General features: G+C 43.7%; 16 protein-coding genes. 9 read left to right on the forward strand and 7 right to left on the reverse strand.

The annotated features are described in order from the left end of the window. The first annotated feature begins 160 nt into the window (after window positions 1–160). Both ITG12_RS19475 and ITG12_RS19480 read left to right on the forward strand, forming a co-directional pair. Window positions 161–700 (forward strand): cytochrome b, encoded by a 540-nt coding sequence (locus tag ITG12_RS19475; RefSeq protein WP_038877930.1) that lies wholly within the window; start codon window positions 161–163, stop codon window positions 698–700. Beyond that, complete coding sequence (locus ITG12_RS19480; protein ID WP_038877928.1) at window positions 697–1266, forward strand: YceI family protein; 570 nt, start codon at window positions 697–699, stop codon at window positions 1264–1266. Before ITG12_RS19475 ends, ITG12_RS19480 begins: the two co-directional genes overlap by 4 nt. 99 nt (window positions 1267–1365) lie before the next feature. Here ITG12_RS19480 and focA read toward each other — a convergent pair whose 3' ends face one another. Then, window positions 1366–2817, reverse strand: coding sequence for a formate transporter FocA (gene focA / locus ITG12_RS19485; RefSeq protein ID WP_038870786.1), 1452 nt, complete (start codon window positions 2815–2817; stop codon window positions 1366–1368). A gap of 287 nt (window positions 2818–3104) precedes the next feature. On the opposite strand from focA, the gene ITG12_RS19490 reads away from it, so the two are divergent. Together ITG12_RS19490 and ITG12_RS19495 are read left to right on the forward strand one after the other, a co-directional pair. Further along, window positions 3105–4010 carry a LysR substrate-binding domain-containing protein gene (locus tag ITG12_RS19490; protein ID WP_038870783.1) on the forward strand — a complete coding sequence of 302 codons (906 nt, stop codon included), beginning with the start codon at window positions 3105–3107 and terminating at the stop codon, window positions 4008–4010. Window positions 4011–4295: 285 nt separating this feature from the next. Further along, window positions 4296–4775, forward strand: a complete 480-nt coding sequence (locus ITG12_RS19495) for a DUF1097 domain-containing protein (protein WP_038877926.1) — start codon at window positions 4296–4298, stop codon at window positions 4773–4775. 162 nt (window positions 4776–4937) lie between these two features. On the opposite strand, the gene ITG12_RS19500 is transcribed toward ITG12_RS19495, so the two are convergent. Then, window positions 4938–6569 carry an ATP-dependent endonuclease gene (locus ITG12_RS19500; protein WP_248874776.1) on the reverse strand — a complete coding sequence of 544 codons (1632 nt, stop codon included), beginning with the start codon at window positions 6567–6569 and terminating at the stop codon, window positions 4938–4940. A gap of 273 nt (window positions 6570–6842) precedes the next feature. On the opposite strand from ITG12_RS19500, the gene ITG12_RS19505 reads away from it, so the two are divergent. The 4 genes from ITG12_RS19505 to ITG12_RS19520 all read left to right on the forward strand — a co-directional run bounded on the left by ITG12_RS19505 (window position 6843) and on the right by ITG12_RS19520 (window position 11440). Next, window positions 6843–8585 carry a bifunctional UDP-sugar hydrolase/5'-nucleotidase gene (locus ITG12_RS19505; protein WP_248874778.1) on the forward strand — a complete coding sequence of 581 codons (1743 nt, stop codon included), beginning with the start codon at window positions 6843–6845 and terminating at the stop codon, window positions 8583–8585. A 527-nt stretch (window positions 8586–9112) separates the two neighbouring features. Beyond that, window positions 9113–10132 (forward strand): TerC family protein, encoded by a 1020-nt coding sequence (locus ITG12_RS19510; RefSeq protein ID WP_042604192.1) that lies wholly within the window; start codon window positions 9113–9115, stop codon window positions 10130–10132. 279 nt (window positions 10133–10411) lie between these two features. Continuing rightward, window positions 10412–10603: a hypothetical protein gene (locus ITG12_RS19515; protein ID WP_005424996.1), complete on the forward strand. Its 192-nt coding sequence runs from the start codon at window positions 10412–10414 to the stop codon at window positions 10601–10603. A 138-nt stretch (window positions 10604–10741) separates the two neighbouring features. Continuing rightward, complete coding sequence (locus ITG12_RS19520) at window positions 10742–11440, forward strand: DUF1223 domain-containing protein (protein ID WP_248874780.1); 699 nt, start codon at window positions 10742–10744, stop codon at window positions 11438–11440. A gap of 5 nt (window positions 11441–11445) precedes the next feature. Here ITG12_RS19520 and ITG12_RS19525 read toward each other — a convergent pair whose 3' ends face one another. From ITG12_RS19525 to ITG12_RS19545, 5 genes are all read right to left on the reverse strand, one after another. Continuing rightward, window positions 11446–12348, reverse strand: a complete 903-nt coding sequence (locus ITG12_RS19525; RefSeq protein WP_038878141.1) for a homocysteine S-methyltransferase family protein — start codon at window positions 12346–12348, stop codon at window positions 11446–11448. Between the two features lie 167 nt (window positions 12349–12515). Beyond that, entirely contained in the window at window positions 12516–13073 is a 558-nt protein-coding gene (locus ITG12_RS19530; protein WP_038870769.1) for an alkylphosphonate utilization protein, read from the reverse strand. Window positions 13074–13354: 281 nt separating this feature from the next. Next, complete coding sequence (locus tag ITG12_RS19535; RefSeq protein WP_005435119.1) at window positions 13355–13564, reverse strand: YgdI/YgdR family lipoprotein; 210 nt, start codon at window positions 13562–13564, stop codon at window positions 13355–13357. 134 nt (window positions 13565–13698) lie between these two features. After that, the gene (locus ITG12_RS19540; RefSeq protein ID WP_248874782.1) at window positions 13699–16107 is read right to left on the reverse strand and encodes a VolA/Pla-1 family phospholipase; all 2409 of its coding nucleotides are present in this window, start codon (window positions 16105–16107) and stop codon (window positions 13699–13701) included. 22 nt (window positions 16108–16129) lie between these two features. Next, entirely contained in the window at window positions 16130–17371 is a 1242-nt protein-coding gene (locus ITG12_RS19545; RefSeq protein ID WP_248874784.1) for a porin, read from the reverse strand. Between the two features lie 411 nt (window positions 17372–17782). Between ITG12_RS19545 and ITG12_RS19550 the strand changes: the two genes are divergently transcribed. Continuing rightward, window positions 17783–18811 carry a site-2 protease family protein gene (locus ITG12_RS19550; protein ID WP_050568835.1) on the forward strand — a complete coding sequence of 343 codons (1029 nt, stop codon included), beginning with the start codon at window positions 17783–17785 and terminating at the stop codon, window positions 18809–18811. Window positions 18812–18839 lie beyond the last annotated feature (28 nt).

Here is an 18839-nt window from a genome sequence, read left to right on the forward strand (position 1 = left end):
AAATGATCTGAAGTTCCTTCTAATTTTTCGAACAACTTGTTTAAAAAGGTGTTATTGGTTAGATGTAAAGGATGGTAAATAATCTGTTGCATACAAGGTAAATAAGTTAATGTCGTGTTTCTTGCTCAACATCAACTTAGGAATATATCTAGGACGTGAGATGGATACACTGGTAAAGAATTACAACCTAACTGCACGACTTATGCATTGGCTATCTGCTCTTTGCATCATCGGTTTATTTGCTGTGGGTTTGTGGATGGTCGACCTTAGCTACTACAGCGAATGGTATCGCACTGCACCACATTATCACCGCTCTGTGGGCATTTTATTAGCAACCCTCACTTTGGTACGCATCGTATGGAAGCATGTGACGGCGTCACCAAAAGTGGAAGGGAAACCTTATGAAGTAGTAGCAGCGAAAGCCGCACATGGTGTGATGTATCTATTGCTCATCACCATCTTTATTTCAGGTTACCTCATCTCAACATCTGATGGTCGCGGTATCGAAGTATTTAATTGGTTTACGGTGCCAGGGGCGGGGGAATTGTTTCCCGGTCAGTCGGATATTGCAGGTGAAATTCACTTCTATGCAGCTTGGGCAGTAATCCTAATGGCAGGTTTACACGCAGCTGCTGCACTCAAACATCACTTTATCGATAAAGACAACACATTAAGAAAAATGTTAGGAGCTTCAAAATGAAAAAGTCACTTTTCGCTACAGGATTAGCAATCGCTATGGCACTACCTTTTGGTGCTAACGCTGCAGATTACGTTATCGATACGAAAGGTGCTCACGCATCAGTTAACTTTAAAGTTAGCCACTTAGGTTACAGTTTCATCAAAGGTCGTTTTAATACATTTTCTGGTGACTTTTCTTTTGATGAAAACAACATCGCAGATTCGAAAGTAAATGTAGTGGTTGATACGACAAGCCTTGATTCAAACCATGCAGAGCGCGACAAACACATCCGTAGCGGTGATTTTATTGATGCCGGTAAGTTTGGCGAAGCCACATTTAAGAGCACCAAAGTTGTCGACAAAGGCGACGGTAAGTTAGATGTAATAGGTGACCTAACGCTACATGGTGTTACAAAACCAATTACGATTACTGCTGAATTTGTTGGTGCAGGGAGCGACCCATGGGGTGGTGAGCGTGCGGGCTTTATTGGTCAAACTCGTCTAGAACTTGCTGACTTCGAAATCCCAGTAATGGGGTCTTCTAGCTACGTGGATATGGAACTGCACGTGGAAGGTATCAAAAAGTAACCTTCTTGCAGTACAACAGAGTTTCCAAATGATGAAAGCGCTCTTAATTAGAGCGCTTTTTTATTGGTGCCAACCGTATATTGTCAGTATTTATATTGTTTATGCGGTTTCTAGAACGTTATCTTCAACAAGGTTTAAGCGTTCGCCGTAAACTGGGCGCAGAGCTTTAAGCACTTCATTACGTGTTACAACGCCAACCATCAACCCATTTTCTAGAACAGGGAGTACCTGAGGTTTGCTTACTTTAATGCTTTTTGCTCGCTCTTCTAGAGAAAGAGACGTTAAGCGTGTAGCCATCCCCATACTTGTTGTCGGGTATAGTTGTTCTTTGTCAATGCAAAGGAATTCAACGACATCAACTAGACGGTCATTGGCATCAATTGCCACGACATTACGACTCATCAAATCTACGACTTTCTGTTCGTTAGCAGGAATGTAGTCTTGGCACCACAATTCAACCATCACATCATGAGCAGAAAGGAAGCCAACTAGACGGTTTTGAACATCAACAACAGGTGCACTGATTAGATTGTTATCCAATAGGGTATCAAGTGCAGTTGCTACTGGCATTTCTACGCTTAGCGTAACTGGCGTTGGGTTCATGATTTCTTTAACGATAGATGCATTTTTCATAGTGCTTTCCTTAACTGACGTGAGTGTTGTAGTGTTTGTAATTGATGCAACTTTTGCTGCTTTTAATTCTGGGCGACGGTAAATACACCAGTTAGCCAAGCCAACTAAGACGGCACCACCGACGATGTTGCCAAGTGTCACTGGAATTAAGTTTGCAGTAATAAAGTGACCGACATTTAAATCTGCGTATTGAGAAGCTGGTACACCGACTGCAGTCCAGAACGACTCCGGTGCGAAGTTTGCGATAACGATCCCCAGCGGTACCATGAACATGTTTGCAACACAGTGCTCGAAACCACTGCTGACGAACATGGCAACTGGCATGATGGTCATTGCGGCTTTAGTCATTGCATTTGCAGAGCTGAATGTCAGCCAAATAGCTAAACAAACAAGTAAGTTACAAAGAATGCCTAGTGCGAATGCTTGTACTAAGGTGTGGTGCAATTTATGTTGTGCGATGTTCAGTGCATTTAAGCCCCACTGACCCGCGTCCATTGTGTACAAGCCTGCCGCACTAACGAGAGCCAGCAAGAACATGGCACCAATAAAGTTACCAACGTAAACTTTGCCCCAAATCGAAAGCATTTTGCCGAATGAAATTTGTCTGTTTGCCCAAGAGATGCTCGAAAGCACAGAACTGGTAAACAACTCACCGCCGCAAATCACGATGAGAATTAAGCCCATACTGAACGCTAAACCACCAGCAAGACGACTAAGACCCCAACCAGCGTCAGCACTGCCTGTTGTTACTGTGATGTAGAACAGGAAAGCCAATCCGATAAATGCGCCTGCCATGATGGCCAAACCCAGTGTCATGCCGCTGGTTTTATTTGCCTTACTTAGCGCAAACTTCTCAGCTTCAGCCATCATTTCTTTTGGAGAAAAGTATTGATGATTTTCAGAGCTGCTCACCGCCATGTTGACTCCTTAGTTTGTGGTTCCATAGAAACTCCTTAGTTAATGAAATCGAGGTATTTAATGCGCTCGAAAATGAAGGTGTTAATTGTGTTTTGTTGCGGTGTTCCCGAACCGCATATCCAGATTAAGCACTCAGGACGTACAGGTAAAATTGATAATATTTAGAATCCTCATCAAATTATTTGATAAGTTCTGTAGGGTAGGTAAAATGAACCTCATTGCGTATTTACGCATGGATTTTGGGGTCGCGAGGGTATGAGGAATACTCGCCAATTAGGGAGACAACTTTGCGCTACTCACTTAAGCAATTAGCGGTTTTTGACGCAGTTGCAGACACCGGCAGTGTAAGCCAGGCCGCAGATAAACTGGCTTTAACACAATCAGCGACAAGTATGTCGCTTGCGCAATTAGAAAAAATGCTTGGCAGACCTTTGTTTGAAAGGCAAGGCAAGCAAATGGCCCTAACGCATTGGGGGATGTGGTTAAGGCCAAAAGCTAAGCGTTTATTACAAGACGCGCTGCAAATAGAAATGGGATTTTATGAGCAGCATTTGCTGAGTGGGCACATTCGATTAGGTGCCAGTCAAACTCCGGCAGAACACTTGGTTCCTGACCTTATCAGTATCATTGATAACGACTTTCCAGAGATGCGAATCTCACTTGGAGTACAAAGTACGCAAGCCGTTATTGATGGAGTGTTGGATTACAAATACGATTTGGGCGTGATTGAAGGGCGTTGTGACGATAACCGTTTGCACCAAGAAATTTGGTGTCGTGATCATCTTACTGTAGTCGCAGCGTCTCACCATCCGTTTGCTCGTAACGATTCGGTTAGTCTTGCTCAGTTAGAACATGCAAAATGGGTTTTACGTGAGCATGGTTCTGGTACTCGCAAGATTTTTGATAGCTCTATTCACCATCTCATTGAAGATCTCGATGTTTGGCGTGAATATGAACACGTCCCAGTGCTACGCAGCTTAGTAGCGAACGGTCAATATCTTACTTGTTTACCTTACCTTGATGTAGAGCGATACATCGAAGCGGGTGAACTGGTGGCACTAAACGTACCTGAACTAAAAATGGATCGAACGTTGTCGTTTATCTGGCGTGCGGATATGGCGGAAAACCCATTGGTTGATTGCATCAAGCGTGAAGGTCTACGAATGATGAAAGGTAAACCTTCGGTGCTTTAAACGATATCTGATATAAATTGACCGAATTTTTCAAAAGGCTCTGCATTAGGCAGGGCCTTTTTTGTGATTTTTGATCAATTCATTATGATTTTGTTATTTTCGAAATCTGTTGATTTATCGGTTGCGTCAAATTTAACGTGTAAAAAATGAAACGATATGAAGTTTAATGTGATCTTAATCACCGAAGTGATAGGACTATATGCCTAGTATTGACTGCCTGATTTCAATGTATGAAGGCAGTTCTCAAACCAATTCGGTACGAACTAGCAAGCGGGTAAGAATACCATGACAACACTTTTAGCAATCTCTATTACTACTGGCATTCTCTCTGGCGTGTGGGGCTGGATCGCGATCTCCCTAGGCCTGTTATCTTGGGCTGGCTTTCTTGGCTGTACAAGTTACTTTGCATCCCCGACAAGTGGCTTAAAAGGCTTAGGAATTAGCTTAATTACCAACTTGAGTGGTGTTTTTTGGGCAATGGTGATCATCTATGGTTCTACTTACGCAGGGCTAGAGATTCTTGGCTACGTAATTACTGCTGTTGTTGCGTTTTTCATGTGTATTCAAGCCAAGCAAGCTTGGTTAGCGTACATCCCTGGTACTTTCATTGGATCATGCGCGACTTTCGCTGCTGATGGTAACTGGCAACTTGTCGTTCCATCACTGATCTTAGGTGGTGTGTTTGGTTACCTGATGAAAGCGACGGGACTTTGGTTACATGCGAAATCAGCCGCTACTTCTTCGCTTGCTGAGCAAGTACAGTAGTGAACCCCCGATCTTATTTGTATCCGCTGTGTATTGAGACTTATCCCGCTCAATACAGTTAATCAAAATTATTGATTCTTGATACGAGCACACCAAATTGGTGTGCTTTTTTTATGTTTGTATTTCCGTTTCGCTTATCAGCAACATAAGTCACCGGCACGATCAGGTGTTGCCGTTCGCCATCGTTACTACTCGTTTTAGGGTCCAACGAAGCAAGACAGGGATGCATTCGACACCTCGTTCTTCGCAATGGGCAACGATAGCAAGGGCTAAATCTGGCTTTGCTTGTTTCTTCAAAACACGATTAACCACTTTTTTCGCAGGGATCGGGTGGTCATGAGGGATCTTAACAATGTCTTTAAAGAACAATTCGAACCCGTTGTTATACAAGAAGTGTTCAATGTCTCGATCTGGCAATTCGGTTAAGCGATGGCGTTCCTGATCATTATCTAAGTGCGTTCGAACCGTATGTGCGTATTTTTTCCCCGCAGGGTCTCCATCGGTAACAACGTGCCAATCAATCCCAAACTCTTTGGCCACTTTGATGAGTGACTTCAAACCAGACTGTGCAAACTCAACAATTTGAACACCCTCCGCCGCTAAATCATATCCGCATTGACGGGCGAGTTCGTTAAATAGCCATACTTCAGTTTCTCCCTCAACCAATAACCAACAGCGCGCAAAGAGTGCACCAGCACGGTGGAAGCGAATGTGGAAGCCAATCCGTCTCAATTGATCGACACTAAATCGGTTAGTATTGAGTGACTTTGCAACGGTCTTGTCTGATAAACGAACTAAACGTCGGATAGAGGCCAATGGAACAGAACCGAGCAAACGGGCACTGTTGGTGGTAAGAATCTTCTGCATTGGTAATAGCTGCAACAAACTCCAAGCACGCGATAAGTGGGTAGGGTGTAAACGACCTTCCGGATCTTCAATGATCAAAATAGGGCGAGCGCAGCGCCTCAAGTCGGTTGGACCTTTTGCTTGCAAATACGCGTTTAGTAAGCCCATTAAAAGCAATCGACTTTGTTTGTTGTTGGTTTCTTTAAGAAACTGCGCAAGGCCTTTTTCAGAGGAGGGGCTCGCATAGAACAATCCGTCGCGTGGCTTTCTTGGGTTGCCTTTTTTAACACTTCGGAAAGCAAAGTAGTGTTCGACCAAAGTTTGCATGGAGCCTAGACTACTTCGTACCTCACCTTTGTTGACGTGGCCGGGCATGGCAACTAAACGACGACAAGTGTTGTTAATCCGTTTTTCAATACGTGCATTTTTGCTGTCTCCATTGGTGGGAGGAGCAGGGAAACGACGTGAGTCGCGTAAACGAATCACTGGATGCAGCGTCATGAGTTCAACCGCGAGCTTTTCTGAATGGTGCAGTTGTTTTGGTTCGCCGTCGCAATCTAGAAAGGCGTACTTTGTCGTCGTGTTATGGCCGTCTCGCGTGGCACTTATACGGTAATAAATGACGTGCTCATTGTCTGCATTGATACACCATGTCGGCTTTATACGACGGTAACGACCAGCATTCACTTCTTGTTTATCTTGCGCCTTAAAACACAGGATAATTTGTAAATGCTGCGATTGCGGATGGGCGATGGCGTAGTCAACGTGGAAATCAGTCATCTCAAACTGATAAAGAGAACCGTCAGCAGGAAGGGCAAGCGAAAGTGCATCAAGTAATGATGATTTGCCCCAAGTATTTTCACCAATCAAGGTGGTGAGTTCGTCAAAAGAGAGTGACAGGCGTTTGATGCCTCTAAACCCAGAGATTTCGATGCGTTCTAGTCTCATCTCACTCCTCCTTGCAATTATTTGAATTATAGAGAGTTCTTTTGCTTCTCCTAAGCATATATGAAATTGGTCTAATCGAGTTAAGCTCAGTTCACAAAATTAAGAGCATTCACCCTAGGAATGCAGACCGTTTAGGCGTAAAGTCGCTTTCATAATTGTACGCAAGATGAATCTTGATCACGTTAAAATGAAATGACAATTTCTCTGTTTCATAAAATTCATGATTCTGTCATGATTCAATTCTAATAATTAAAAGGAATGAAAAGAGAGAAGATGACAATGAATAAAAATCATAAGCCAGTCAGAATCAAACTGGCGCACATCAATGACACACATTCCTACTTTGAACCAACGTCATTACAACTAAAACTCAATATCGATAACGAACGTACACTGGAGCCTTACGTGAGCGCTGGTGGTTTTTCGCGTATTGCAACGCGCGTAGAACAGCTTCGCGATGATGCTCAACGCCAAGGTCAGGGCATGTTGTTCCTTCATGCTGGTGACTGTTTTCAAGGCACGTTGTATTTTTCCCTATTTAAAGGCAAAGCAAACGCTGATCTGTTGAATGCTCTAAACATCGATGCCATGGCTTTAGGCAATCATGAATTAGATATGGGGAATGAGCCAGTCGCGTTGTTTTGTCAACGTACTCACTTTCCACTGCTTGCGGGCAATTGGGATTTGTCGAATGAGTTATCGAGCAAAGATCACCGTATGAGTGATTGTGACAATGTACTGAGCTTCGATACTGCAACTCAAAGTGCGCAATATTTGATCAAGGAATTTGATGGCGAGAGAGTGGCCATTTTCGGTTTGTCTATTGATAAGATGAGCGACATTGCAAACCCAGATGCGGATACACCATTCATATCTGCAATTGAAACCGCAAAGCATACGGTTGAACAGATTAACCAAGCGGGTATCAAAAATATCATTCTTTTAAGCCACTTAGGTTACGAAGGCGATCTTGAATTAGCATCCAAAGTAGAAGGTATTGGCATTATTGTCGGTGGTCACAGTCATAGGTTGCAGGGTGACTTTACCGCTATTGGTCTAGGTCAAGACGACCCTTATGGCATTAAAGTTAATGACACTTACGTTGTGCAAGCTGGTTATCATGCGCTGACGATGGGACATTGTGTGCTTGAGTTTGATGAAAGCGGCAAACCGACCATGCTAAATGGCCAAAATGAGTTGTTGCTTGGACGTCGAATCTTTTGGGACTCAACGTTAAACGAGCAGCTCGATCAAGGTGTGTTTGAGGAAGCGTGTGACTTTATTCATGGTCAGCCAAATGTGGTGGTGTGTAAGAAGCACCCTGAAACACAGGCAATTTTGAGTGATAAATACATTCCGCGAGTGCGCAAGTTGCAAGCACAAGTCATTGCAAACGTAGTGCAGAAAAAGCGTCATGTTCGAGTGCCCGATGAATTCGGTGGTAGCGAGCTTGCGCCATCCGTTGCACACTCCTTTCTTTATAGTTTGAACAAACGTGGTCATCAGGTTCAATTTGCAATTCATAATGCAGGTGGGGTGCGCACTTCTCTCAATCCGGGAAAGATCACCGTGGCAGATGTTGCCGGACGATTGTTGCCATTTGCCGTGCCAATCGGCTGTTATGATGTGCAAGGTAAAGCGATTCGTCTAGCATTGGAAGGCGCAATCAATAATGCACTCAACAATGGCGTTGAAGGCACTGGTTCTGGTAGCTACCCATATACGCATAACTTGAGCTTTGAATACGATGCGGGTGCGGCCAAAGGACAACGCATTAAAAAGTTAGAAATTTTTGATGGGGATCGTTGGTCACTGATTCAAGAAGAAGAGTGGTATCGCGGGGCATCCTCGGCCTACACAATGAAAGGTAAAGAAGGTTATGAAGCCTTGTTAAACATGAAAGGTGAAGGGTTTGTGAGTAACCTTTCTATGGCCGATTATTTCATTGAATTACTGACCGATGAACCAAACTGTTTGAACGAAAATCACAAAGTTTATTCCCAAAAGAACCAGTAAAGCTTATTGGTATCCTTTTTGCTCTCTTTCTGTTGCACATGCGATTAAGAGGGAAGAGAGTATGTGGAAAAAAGATTGGGCTGATGCAGCGGTCGTCGTTGCGTGGGTCGCGGTTTGGTCAACACTGGTTTATTTTGTACCATTAACTGGTTTGTAAACCCGATAAGTCATCAAAAAGGAGCACAGCAGTGCTCTTTTTTTGTATTTATCATCCAGTTGATAGGTGCTGCTGATAACTGTTCTTCACAAAATACTTTGTTTTTATCGATAAGTAATTTTTGTTGGAGATCGCTGCAGGCAGGGGTATGATGGCGGCGTTTGGGGAGTAGTTAGCGCAAGTTTATTTATCGTCATCTCGTTAAGCATCAGCTTATCCGGTAAATAAAGGTGATACTTGATTCATCAAGTCGTCACTTCAACGAGACCAACGCATTCATTGATTAGCAGACACATGGGTAATGTGACTGCTGGTTTGTATTGTTTGCGGAAGGTCAGCCCGAATAATGTCCTTCCGCACGGGAGGAAGCATGTCTCTTATCGAAAATACCACCCAATTATCCCAGTCTGTTCCACTGCAAGAATCACTGACAATGTACGGTGTATTCGGCCTATTTACTTTGGTGTTAGTCGCTCTCGATATCTATCAGACTCGTGGCGGCGTGATTACCATGAAAAAAGCGATTGGTTGGAGCGTATTCTGGTTCTTATTAGCGTTTGTCTTTGCAGGTTCTATCTATTTCTTTTGGGATTATTACGCGCCTCATAGCGTTTATACTCACGAAAAGGCGACCATATCATTCTTAACGGGTTATTTGCTTGAGAAATCGTTAAGTGTCGACAACTTGTTTGTTTTTGCGATTATCTTTGCGCAATACAAGGTGCCAGAACATTTACGTCCTCGTGCTTTACTGTGGGGTGTCATTGGTGCGTTAGTGCTACGTGCAATCATGATTGCTGTTGGTGCGCAGTTGTTGGCTCAATACCACTGGGTGCTTTACCTATTCGCGGCATTCCTAATTTGGACTGGTATCAAGTTAGCGCGAGATAAAGGCGAAGAAGAAGAGGTGAACCCTTATCCTGAGCAATTCATTCGCAAGTTCTTACCAGTGACAGACGAGTATCAAGGCAACCACTTGATCTTAAAACAAGCAGGTAAGTGGGTTGCAACGCCAATGTTGATCGTTGTTGGTGTGATTGCGGTGATGGACGTTATGTTCGCTCTGGATTCTATCCCTGCGATCTTCGCTGTCACACGTGAACCGTTCCTAGTTTTAGCGGCAAACGTATTTGCTCTACTGGGCTTACGTTCATTGTACTTTGTACTTCAAGCGATGTTGGATAAGTTTGTTTATCTAAAACCAGCCTTGTCGGTCATCATGATCTTTATCGGTATCAAGATGCTGCTAGTCGGAACTCAATATGAAATCCCGACGGTTTGGTCATTAACGTTCTTGGTTACGGTCATGACGGCGGCGGTTATTGCATCTATTTATAAGAACAAATCTAACGATAATTCTAGCGTTAATATTACTAATCAGAACTCTTGATGATTTTGTAAATTCAAAAACACTGGAAAACGATTTCAGTTAAAAAAATGTTGCATTTGAACTTGGGTTTACCTACGTAAATCCAAGTTATTCAACTAAAGATTTCAATTTATGAATAACTATTCATTTTGGTGGCTTTTGTATTCTTGGTGTTTGTAAACACTTTGTTTCATTAGAAAAACTAATTTGAATGAGCAAATTTTGTCATTTTTTGCTGAATGAAAAAATGACTAATATACAACCAACGAAACAAATTACTGCTTTTAAAGAGAGGCAATCATGGCACAAGCAATGCAAATGACAAATGTAGCTTTACCAACCTCTATGGATAAGAAAACCTACTCGGTTAACTTCAAAGGATTGATTGCTCACCTACTAGACATTCTTTTTGTAGACAATTCTGCACCTCGCAGCTACTACGCAGAAGATTTGTCAGCACATATTCAGAAAGATATCGGTATGTATCGTTAATCTGAACATAAAGCGAATTCGAAATGCCGGCTTAATTTGCCGGCATTTTTGTATCTGAAATCTACACTTCTAAAACAGTATTGAAAGCTATCTTTAGGTAGCACGGTCATAGTCAGTAGTTACAAGAAGGAACTGTCTATGATTGCTATATCAACTTTGTCTATTCTAGCGAGCCTTTCTGCTTCTCAAATATGGTCTCATGAGGGGCGGCCTGCCCAAGTCATCGAACTGTTTACTTCAGAAGGTTGCTCTAGTTGTCCACCTGCAGACAAATACCTTTCCACGTTCGAATCCAACCCTGATTTGTGGGGAAAGTACATTCCCGTTGCCTACCACGTTGACTATTGGGACTATCTTGGCTGGAAAGACAAATTTGCAAAGCCTGAATTCTCTCAGCTGCAACGTTTGTATCGTGCTTATGGCGCGGTAGGGAGTGTTTATACTCCGGCATTTGTCGTTGATGGTAAAGAATGGCGCGGCTTCTTCAACTGGCGTGAGCGTGTGTTACCAAGCAACCACAATGATAAAGCCAAATCTTTGGTTCTAGAGCGATCTGGCAACCAATTCACCCTGCGATTTGAAGAGGTGGGTATGTATGATGCGACGATTGTGTTTCTCTCAAACAATGAAACCACACCAGTGAAAAGGGGTGAGAATAAAGGTAAAGTCCTTGAGCATAATTTTGTGGTATTAGAGAAACAACAAAGTCGTACAGAGAATGGACAGTGGACGTTTAAGCTCAGTCAACCATTAGATAATATTGATGCCGCTGCGGCTTGGGTAACTGAGCCTGGTACCTTTAACCGTGTACAGACGGTTGCAGGAGAAATTGATTAGAATGTTTACACTGCGTTTTTCCAATCCACCAACGCTTTGATGTGTTCTGGGCCGATACCGCAGCATCCACCAATGACGGTTGCTCCTTTTACATACCATTCTTTCGCAAATTCGACGTATTCTTTAGGAGTAAGTTCGCGCATGGACTGAAGTGCGCTATTTGCTTCATGATCAGATTTAATTGCAGTAAAGTTATTTGCATAAACGCCAATATCAATATTGCTCTTGTGTTTGTTTAAGATAGCGTTGGTGTCGCTGACCGCTTTTGCCATTACCTCTGGTACCGAACAGTTGAAGTATATACCACGTGTATTAACCGAAGCATTGGCCACCACTTGTTCAATGGCTTGCGTTACGGTTTCCCCGGAACGAAGGAGTGCGGTGCTTGACACGTCGTCGTTGAGAGAAAAGGCATAAACGACCGGTTTATTGCAGCTATTAAAGACGTTTTGCAAACAAGTGAGCTCCTCTAGGCTGCAGATCGTTTCCGCAATCCAGATCGCGACATAGTCATCTTGTGCTTTCAGTAACGTTTCGAAGATCTGTTCGCCTTGCTCTTTTTCAAATAGGTCAGGGCGATAGCTACCAAATGCGGGGGGAATACAGCCTGCGACGACAATGTCGTTTGGTGATTGATTTGCGCATTCTTGTGCAATCTGAGCCGCTTGACGAGCAAGCTCACTACCACGTTGTTCGTAGAGTGTTTCACCAAGATGAAACGGTACACAAGCATAACTGTTGGTGATAATGATCTCCGCCCCAGCATTGATAAAGCTTTGGTGCGCCTGATAGACGTACTCGGGAGATTCAATCAGAGCTTGAGCGCTCCATTGTGGCTGCGAGAAAGGTGCCCCAATGCGTTTGAGTTCACGGCCCATACCACCATCAAGAATGGTTAACTTCTTCATACAACAATCCATCTTAATTTGTTCCTTCTCGAACCATAATCGAAAATGCTTGAGAGCGAAAGCGAGGAATGACAGCGATAAAATAGATAAGTAGAAGAAAGCGGAAGTTAGAAACGAAAACGGGGTCCCAATTGGAACCCCGTTAAACTTCGAAAGTAATATCGAGATTACTTCTTACGGCAGTACTCAGCGATCACGTACATTGACTGACCGCCGTTTGCCTTACCTGAAACAAGTTTAGGATCATCACCAAGGCTGATACCACGAATAACAGTACCTTGTTTGATTACTTGGTTTGTACCTTTAACTGGTAGGTCTTTGATTACGGTTACGTCGTCACCTTTTTTAAGTTCAGTGCCGTTGCAGTCAACCGTTTTGTCGTCAGCAGACATACCTTTCATTGCCCAGTTCATTTGCTCTTCTTCCATGTACATCATGTCAAGAGCATCTTGAGCCCAGCTTTCAGAGTTTAGGCGAGTAAGTTGGCGCCATGCAGTGACTTGTACCGCAGGTACTTGGCTCCACATGCTGTCGTTTAGGCAGCGCCAGTGGTTAATGTCTTTAGGGTCTTCGATCTCACCATGACACTTATCACAAACCATGATAGCAGTATCAACAGTCACGTTACCGTGTGGTGGAACAGCAAATGCTGTTAGTTGAGATTCAGAAGAACACAGTTCACATTTTGACTCGCAGCGAGCAAGCAAAGTAGCTTCGATAGACATAAGGACTCACCTTAGTAATGTTTTTTTTGGTGGCGGTATTATCCACTTTATCCTGAGAAATAAAAGGGTGTTAGAGAATTAAAGGCGAGATTTTACAATATTCCAACCTGAAAGGAGTGAAGATGTAAAATATTCGCTAACCAAATAATAGTGAGAATATAAATAAGGGTGTTGATTGTTTTGAATGATGAATTAGTTGCATTGATAAAGGCTATTAGTTTCAAGTTGAGTTATTCAGAGTGAATGAGAAGTGCCCTCTGTTTTCCAGAGGGCACGGTGTTTTATCGTTCAATGATCTGTACAACTTGGTCTTTAGAAATGCTCATTTCTTTTCCATCTACGTCCTCATATTCGTACATACCAGTATCTTCATTGAGATCTGGCTTGCCGTAAGAGGTAATGATTTTCCCTTCATTCGTTGACATAAGATATTGGCTGCTACCGCAAGCGGCAAGAAGTAGTGCAGTGGCAATCACGGTCAATACGCGCATAGAGTTTTCCTTTTTAAACAAGTGAGTTAGACAAAGACATCGACTTAACTATAGCAGAGGAAATATGAGTGGGTTTGAATAGCACTGAAACGAAAAAGCCCAGTCGAAACTGGGCTTTGGTTTAGTAACGATGCTTACTTAAGTACAGCGGTGTTAGTTACACCCGTTAGCATATCGTCCATTAGGAAGTCAGCATTTTCCATCTGCATCTCTACATGATGGTCTAGGTCCGCTAACGTACCGCCAGGAGAAGCGAATGTACTGTGTGTCGCAGTTGCATTGAACTGTACAAAGCTCGCAGAAGGAGACACGGTTGTGCTCGAACTGTTCACCGTTGTTAGTCCTAGTTTCGCTGCTAGAGGTTCAGTACCCGCAAACGGTGCATTGGCTACGTTGTTTGGCACAGTATCGTCACCATCGACTTCTGTCATAAAGAATGGTGTTGAAAGCGAACCTGAAGCCATTAGGTCACTCGCGTTAGTAAATGGATCAACCGTATCTAGCGTCGTCTGCGCAGCGTAGATAAAGCTAGAGAAACCAGCATTAAGTGCCGCTAGTTGTGCGTCGCTTGCTACTTGTTCAAATGCCTCGTAACACGCTTTATCTGATAGCTCTGCACAAGATGCATCAGCGTAGCTCACGTACTCAGTTGATGCTGCATAAGCCAAGTTGTGTTTGATCTGTGGACCAAAGTTAGACGAACCAAGCAGTAGGTTACCAATTTGGCCACCTGCGTTTTGAATTGATGCGCCGCTGAATGTGTACAACGCGTCTGCCGTTGGGCTACCCAATGTGTTGTTCGCCGCTGCTACTGCAGAAGTACCGACGATACCACCCAATGAGTGACCAAGCATCTTCACTTTTGAACCCGTCATCGGGTTAAAGCCTTGAAGCGGGCTGCTCGCCAGAAGGCCAGCTTGCGCTGAAACAACTAAGCTTGCACGTAAACCCAGCACATCGAGCACGCTTTGGCGAAGGTTATCACGCGCCACTGCTAGGTTAGAAAGGTTCAGGTAAGCCAGTACATCTGCGTTGGCTGAGCGTTGGTCATCTAGACTACGAGTACCATGGATCGGTAGATCGATTGCAATAACAGCAACACCTGCTTTTACCATATTAAACGCAAAAGAGTACGCATTTTCTTTAGCTGATGTAATACCGTGTTGGTAAATTACGACATCTGTAGGTGTGCCAGTTTGCGGTGTAAACAACAAGAACTCGACGTCTTCGATTGATTTAACCACTGGTACAGGTGAATAACGAGTGATAATGCGGTCGCTATCCAGTTGTGTTCCGTCCGTTAGATACAGAGTCGAACCAACAAGCTTTAACTGCTCTGTCGGGTCCGTAGCTAACTTAGTGACATCTACAGGATCATCGGCAAATACACCTGTAGAAAGCTGTTGAACCATATTCGCTTGTTCGCCTTCATCCGCTAGTGCAGCACTGACTTTAGCAAGGCTAGGCATTGCAGAAACCATTGGTTGCATGTTCCAGTCAGCGCCTTTCTCTAGATAATGAGGCAGTTTTGCAACACCTTGTGTCACATTGACCGCCACGTTAGCGCCAGCATATAAACCTTTGATTGCTGTTTTAGCTGCATCCAGGTCACTAACGTACTTGTTAAAGTCTTCATCAGCGTCAAGTGCTGTAACAAAGTCTTGTGTCGTCCCCATTGTCAGAGTGTATGCGGTAGAAAGGTCAATAGCACCTTCGTTTGCGTCGTTTTTGTACACAGTATTTAACGTATTAGCACCAGTAGCAAAACCGGTTGCCGTGACGCCTTTCACAGCAGCAAGCGTATCGCCTACAGATTGTGTGCTAAACCATGATGAGTAAACAATATCAGCAGGGTTGACACTTGCGAGTCCGAAAATACCCTCTACTGCTGTCGTGGCTGCCTGTACTGAAGCTAAGTCACCAGTCTCATAAACGATCTCTTTCGTTTTACCTGTCGCATAGCTTCCTGACGTACCAATTGGATTTCCGTTTACGTCTTGAATCGCTTGAGTTACCGCGAAGATGTATTCGCCAGATTCGTCCAAAGAGTTCATAAACTGAATGTACAGAGAATTGCCGCTCGCTTGTACAACGTAGTCAGTACCCAGCGTAAGTACTTTTTCGATTGGGTTTGAAGCGCCATCCCAATCGGTAAGACGTTGGTTTATTTTAATAACACTGATACCAGAAGTAACAAGGCCGTCAGCAAAACCATCGCCATTGAAGTTAAGAACGATTGGCATAGACGTTGACCAACCATCCATTGTGTTCATGGCAGCTAGGGGATTAGTTAATGCATCGTCCCCGCCTGTTGGAAGGCCAAGCGTTCCGTCTGTGCTATCCATCAATAAGTAAGATGGCGCAGGAACGTCTGCATCTGCACCTTGCAATGTAAAGCTAATCGATGTGTTGCGGTCAAGTAGCGCTTGTACTTCAGGCTCAAACGTCGGTGTATCTGATGTACCAGAGCTCGATGTATTGTCACCACAACCTGCAAGTAGGATTGCAGAACAAAGCAGTGATAGTTTAAACGTATGTTTCATTGGTTTACTCCGTTAATCCTAATTACTTGAACGTGTAGTTCATTTGTACAGCACTGATGTAGGCCGTACCTTCTGAATCAAAAGTAATCTCTTGATCCGCGGCGTTGGTTTCAGTAAACGAGCCAGACTTACTCTTGACGAAAGCAAAACCTGCATCGAAGGTTAGGTTTTCTTTCATTGCATAAGTCACGCCTGCGCTGTACCAAAAACGGTCGCTATCAGGGATACTCAATGTGGCTTTACCGGCTTGCTCGTCATAGGCGATACCCGCGCGAAGTGTCCATTGGTTGTTCAGAGTGTATGTACCACCGAAGGAGTAACGGTTGTTGTCTTCGTATTTTTCAGGTTTGAAGAAGCACACACCACCAGCACAATCTTTACTGGTTGCTTTTAATTCTTTAAATGTGCTCCAGTCCGTTTGTTGCCATCCGTAGTGGATCGCCCACGTTTCGTTTAACTGATGGAATGCAGAAAGTTCGATAATAGACGGAAGAGAAATTTGCAGACGGCCATCTACTTTTGCAGCGTTGGCGACACCAGAGTCATAGCTGCTGAATTCACCTTCATCAAAGTCAAGGTCCACTTTAGAGCGGTAACCAAAGCCAAAGCGGTTGTTTTCATTCAGCTCGTATAAAGCGCCAATGTTCCAACCCCAAGCAAACGTGTCGCCTTCCATACCAATGAGGTTGTCTGATTTCTTGCTGTCAGGACCAAATAGCGGAGCAAGTGCACCTTTGTGGCGAGTTAACTCTGCGTGTGCGTATACCAAGTTAATACCACCACCAACGCTGAATTGCTCGTTAATGCGATAAGCGATATTAGGGTTTAGGTTGACGGAAAGTAGGGAGGTATCACCCGCCATATCACCGGCAGAGATATCATCTGGGTAATCAGTCGCAACACCATAGGTAGTGAACATACCAATACCCCAAGCCCATTGATCATTGATTGGGCTGATGTAGTAACCCGCTGGAACGATTTGTAGCGGAGCCACGTCGTCAGCGTGCTCTTTATGGTAAGTGTCGTAGACGTTAACTTCAGGGTCGACAATAGACAGTGCACCTGAAAATTGAGCTTCTTTAAAAAGTGTCATCGCAGCTGGGTTACGTGCTAATACGCTTGCATTATCCGCAACCGCGCCTTCACCTGAAAATGCTCTACCAAGACCAGATGCCGAGTGCTCAGCAACCTGAAAGCCCGCCGATTGGGCATTACACGCAAACAATATTGAAATTGTAAGCAGAGAGCAGTGCTTCTTGTTCATCCTTGACCCTCCTAGGGTGTCATTATGTTAGACCGAAGTCTTTGTAATTGTTGTGTAGCGATTACACCAGCTGTTGTCGGTTCGAATTACAACTGTGATGTAACGATAATGTTAATTGTATGTTTATTAACTTGTCAAAGATCATACCTATATTACGTTTTAAATTTGATGCATAGGTCAAATGGCATTTAGTAAGGCCATGTATTATGGTGATATTTTTATAACAAATGGTACGACCAGAGTTTTTTTGTAAATCTGATGGTTAAATGATAGTCAAACACTAGTTGTTAACATGCTTTTCGTTCGATTCCTTTACAGGCATAATCCGCACTTCGTGTTTATCGCATTGGGAATAGCGTGGAATTACTACACATTGAATTTCTTGGGAGACCATTGAGATTAGAAGGGTCAATGGCTGGATGGCAGCAGTTGTTTTGGGATAACACTTTGGTATCGCAAATTGATGCCAGTGAGGATGATTCAGGCAAAACCTCACATCAATTTAAGCTTTCTTCAGCGGAAGAGATCTTATCTTGCCAACTCGACTGTGAGCTAAATTGGCAACCGTTTGATTTCAAATATCAAGCGTTTATCGACGATGTTTTGGTTACCGAAGGGACAAGAAACGAAAAAGACATTGAGCGTCAGATACCGGTTGAAGCGCCGCCAACCGAAAAGCGTTTTAGTTTAATTGGTATGGTGTCACTGGGGATGAAAGCACTGAAGAGTGCGAAAGTCATCAAGGTCGCACTTGCATCGGCAAGTCTAGCAGCGTACTCCTGGTTATTTTCCATTGAGTTTGCTTTGGCATTGTTGGCGTGTCTTGTTTTTCACGAATACGGGCACATTAAGGCGATGAAGTACTTCGGCATGAAGACCAAAGGAATTTATCTCATCCCGTTTCTTGGTGGTTTAGCGCTGAGTGATGAAAAGATAAATACTCGATGGCAAGACGTGGTTATTTCTATAATGGGGCCGTTCTTTGGCTTGGTGCTTAGTATCATTTTCACCGTTCTTTACTGGATGACTGGAGAAATGATCTTCGCAGGGTTGGCAGTGTTTAATGCACTGTTAAACCTTTTCAACCTATTGCCGATTCTACCTTTAGATGGTGGTCACGTCTTAAAAAGTATTACCTTTTCAATGAACACTTGGGTCGGGCTTGTCGGTAGTATTCTTGCAGCATTGTTTGGAATCTATATCAGTTACACGTTTGGTTTAACGTTATTAGGGTTTCTATTAATGATGGGCATGTTGGAAGTGGTAATGGAATGGCGAACGCGACATCATAGCCACTTATTGCCGTTAACCCGTTATGGCCAACTGTTCTCGTTTGCATGGTACTTAGTATCCGTCGGTGGTTTTGTGGCGATCATTTGGTACTTTGCTGGGTTAGGAGATAGCTTACTCAGTTTGCCATTGCAAATTCTGGGCACCTAATTTTCGCTCTCGAGCTGACCAATCTCAT

Origin of the sequence: Vibrio sp. ED002 (assembly GCF_023277445.1) — a bacterium.
GTDB classification, from domain to species: domain Bacteria; phylum Pseudomonadota; class Gammaproteobacteria; order Enterobacterales; family Vibrionaceae; genus Vibrio; species Vibrio jasicida.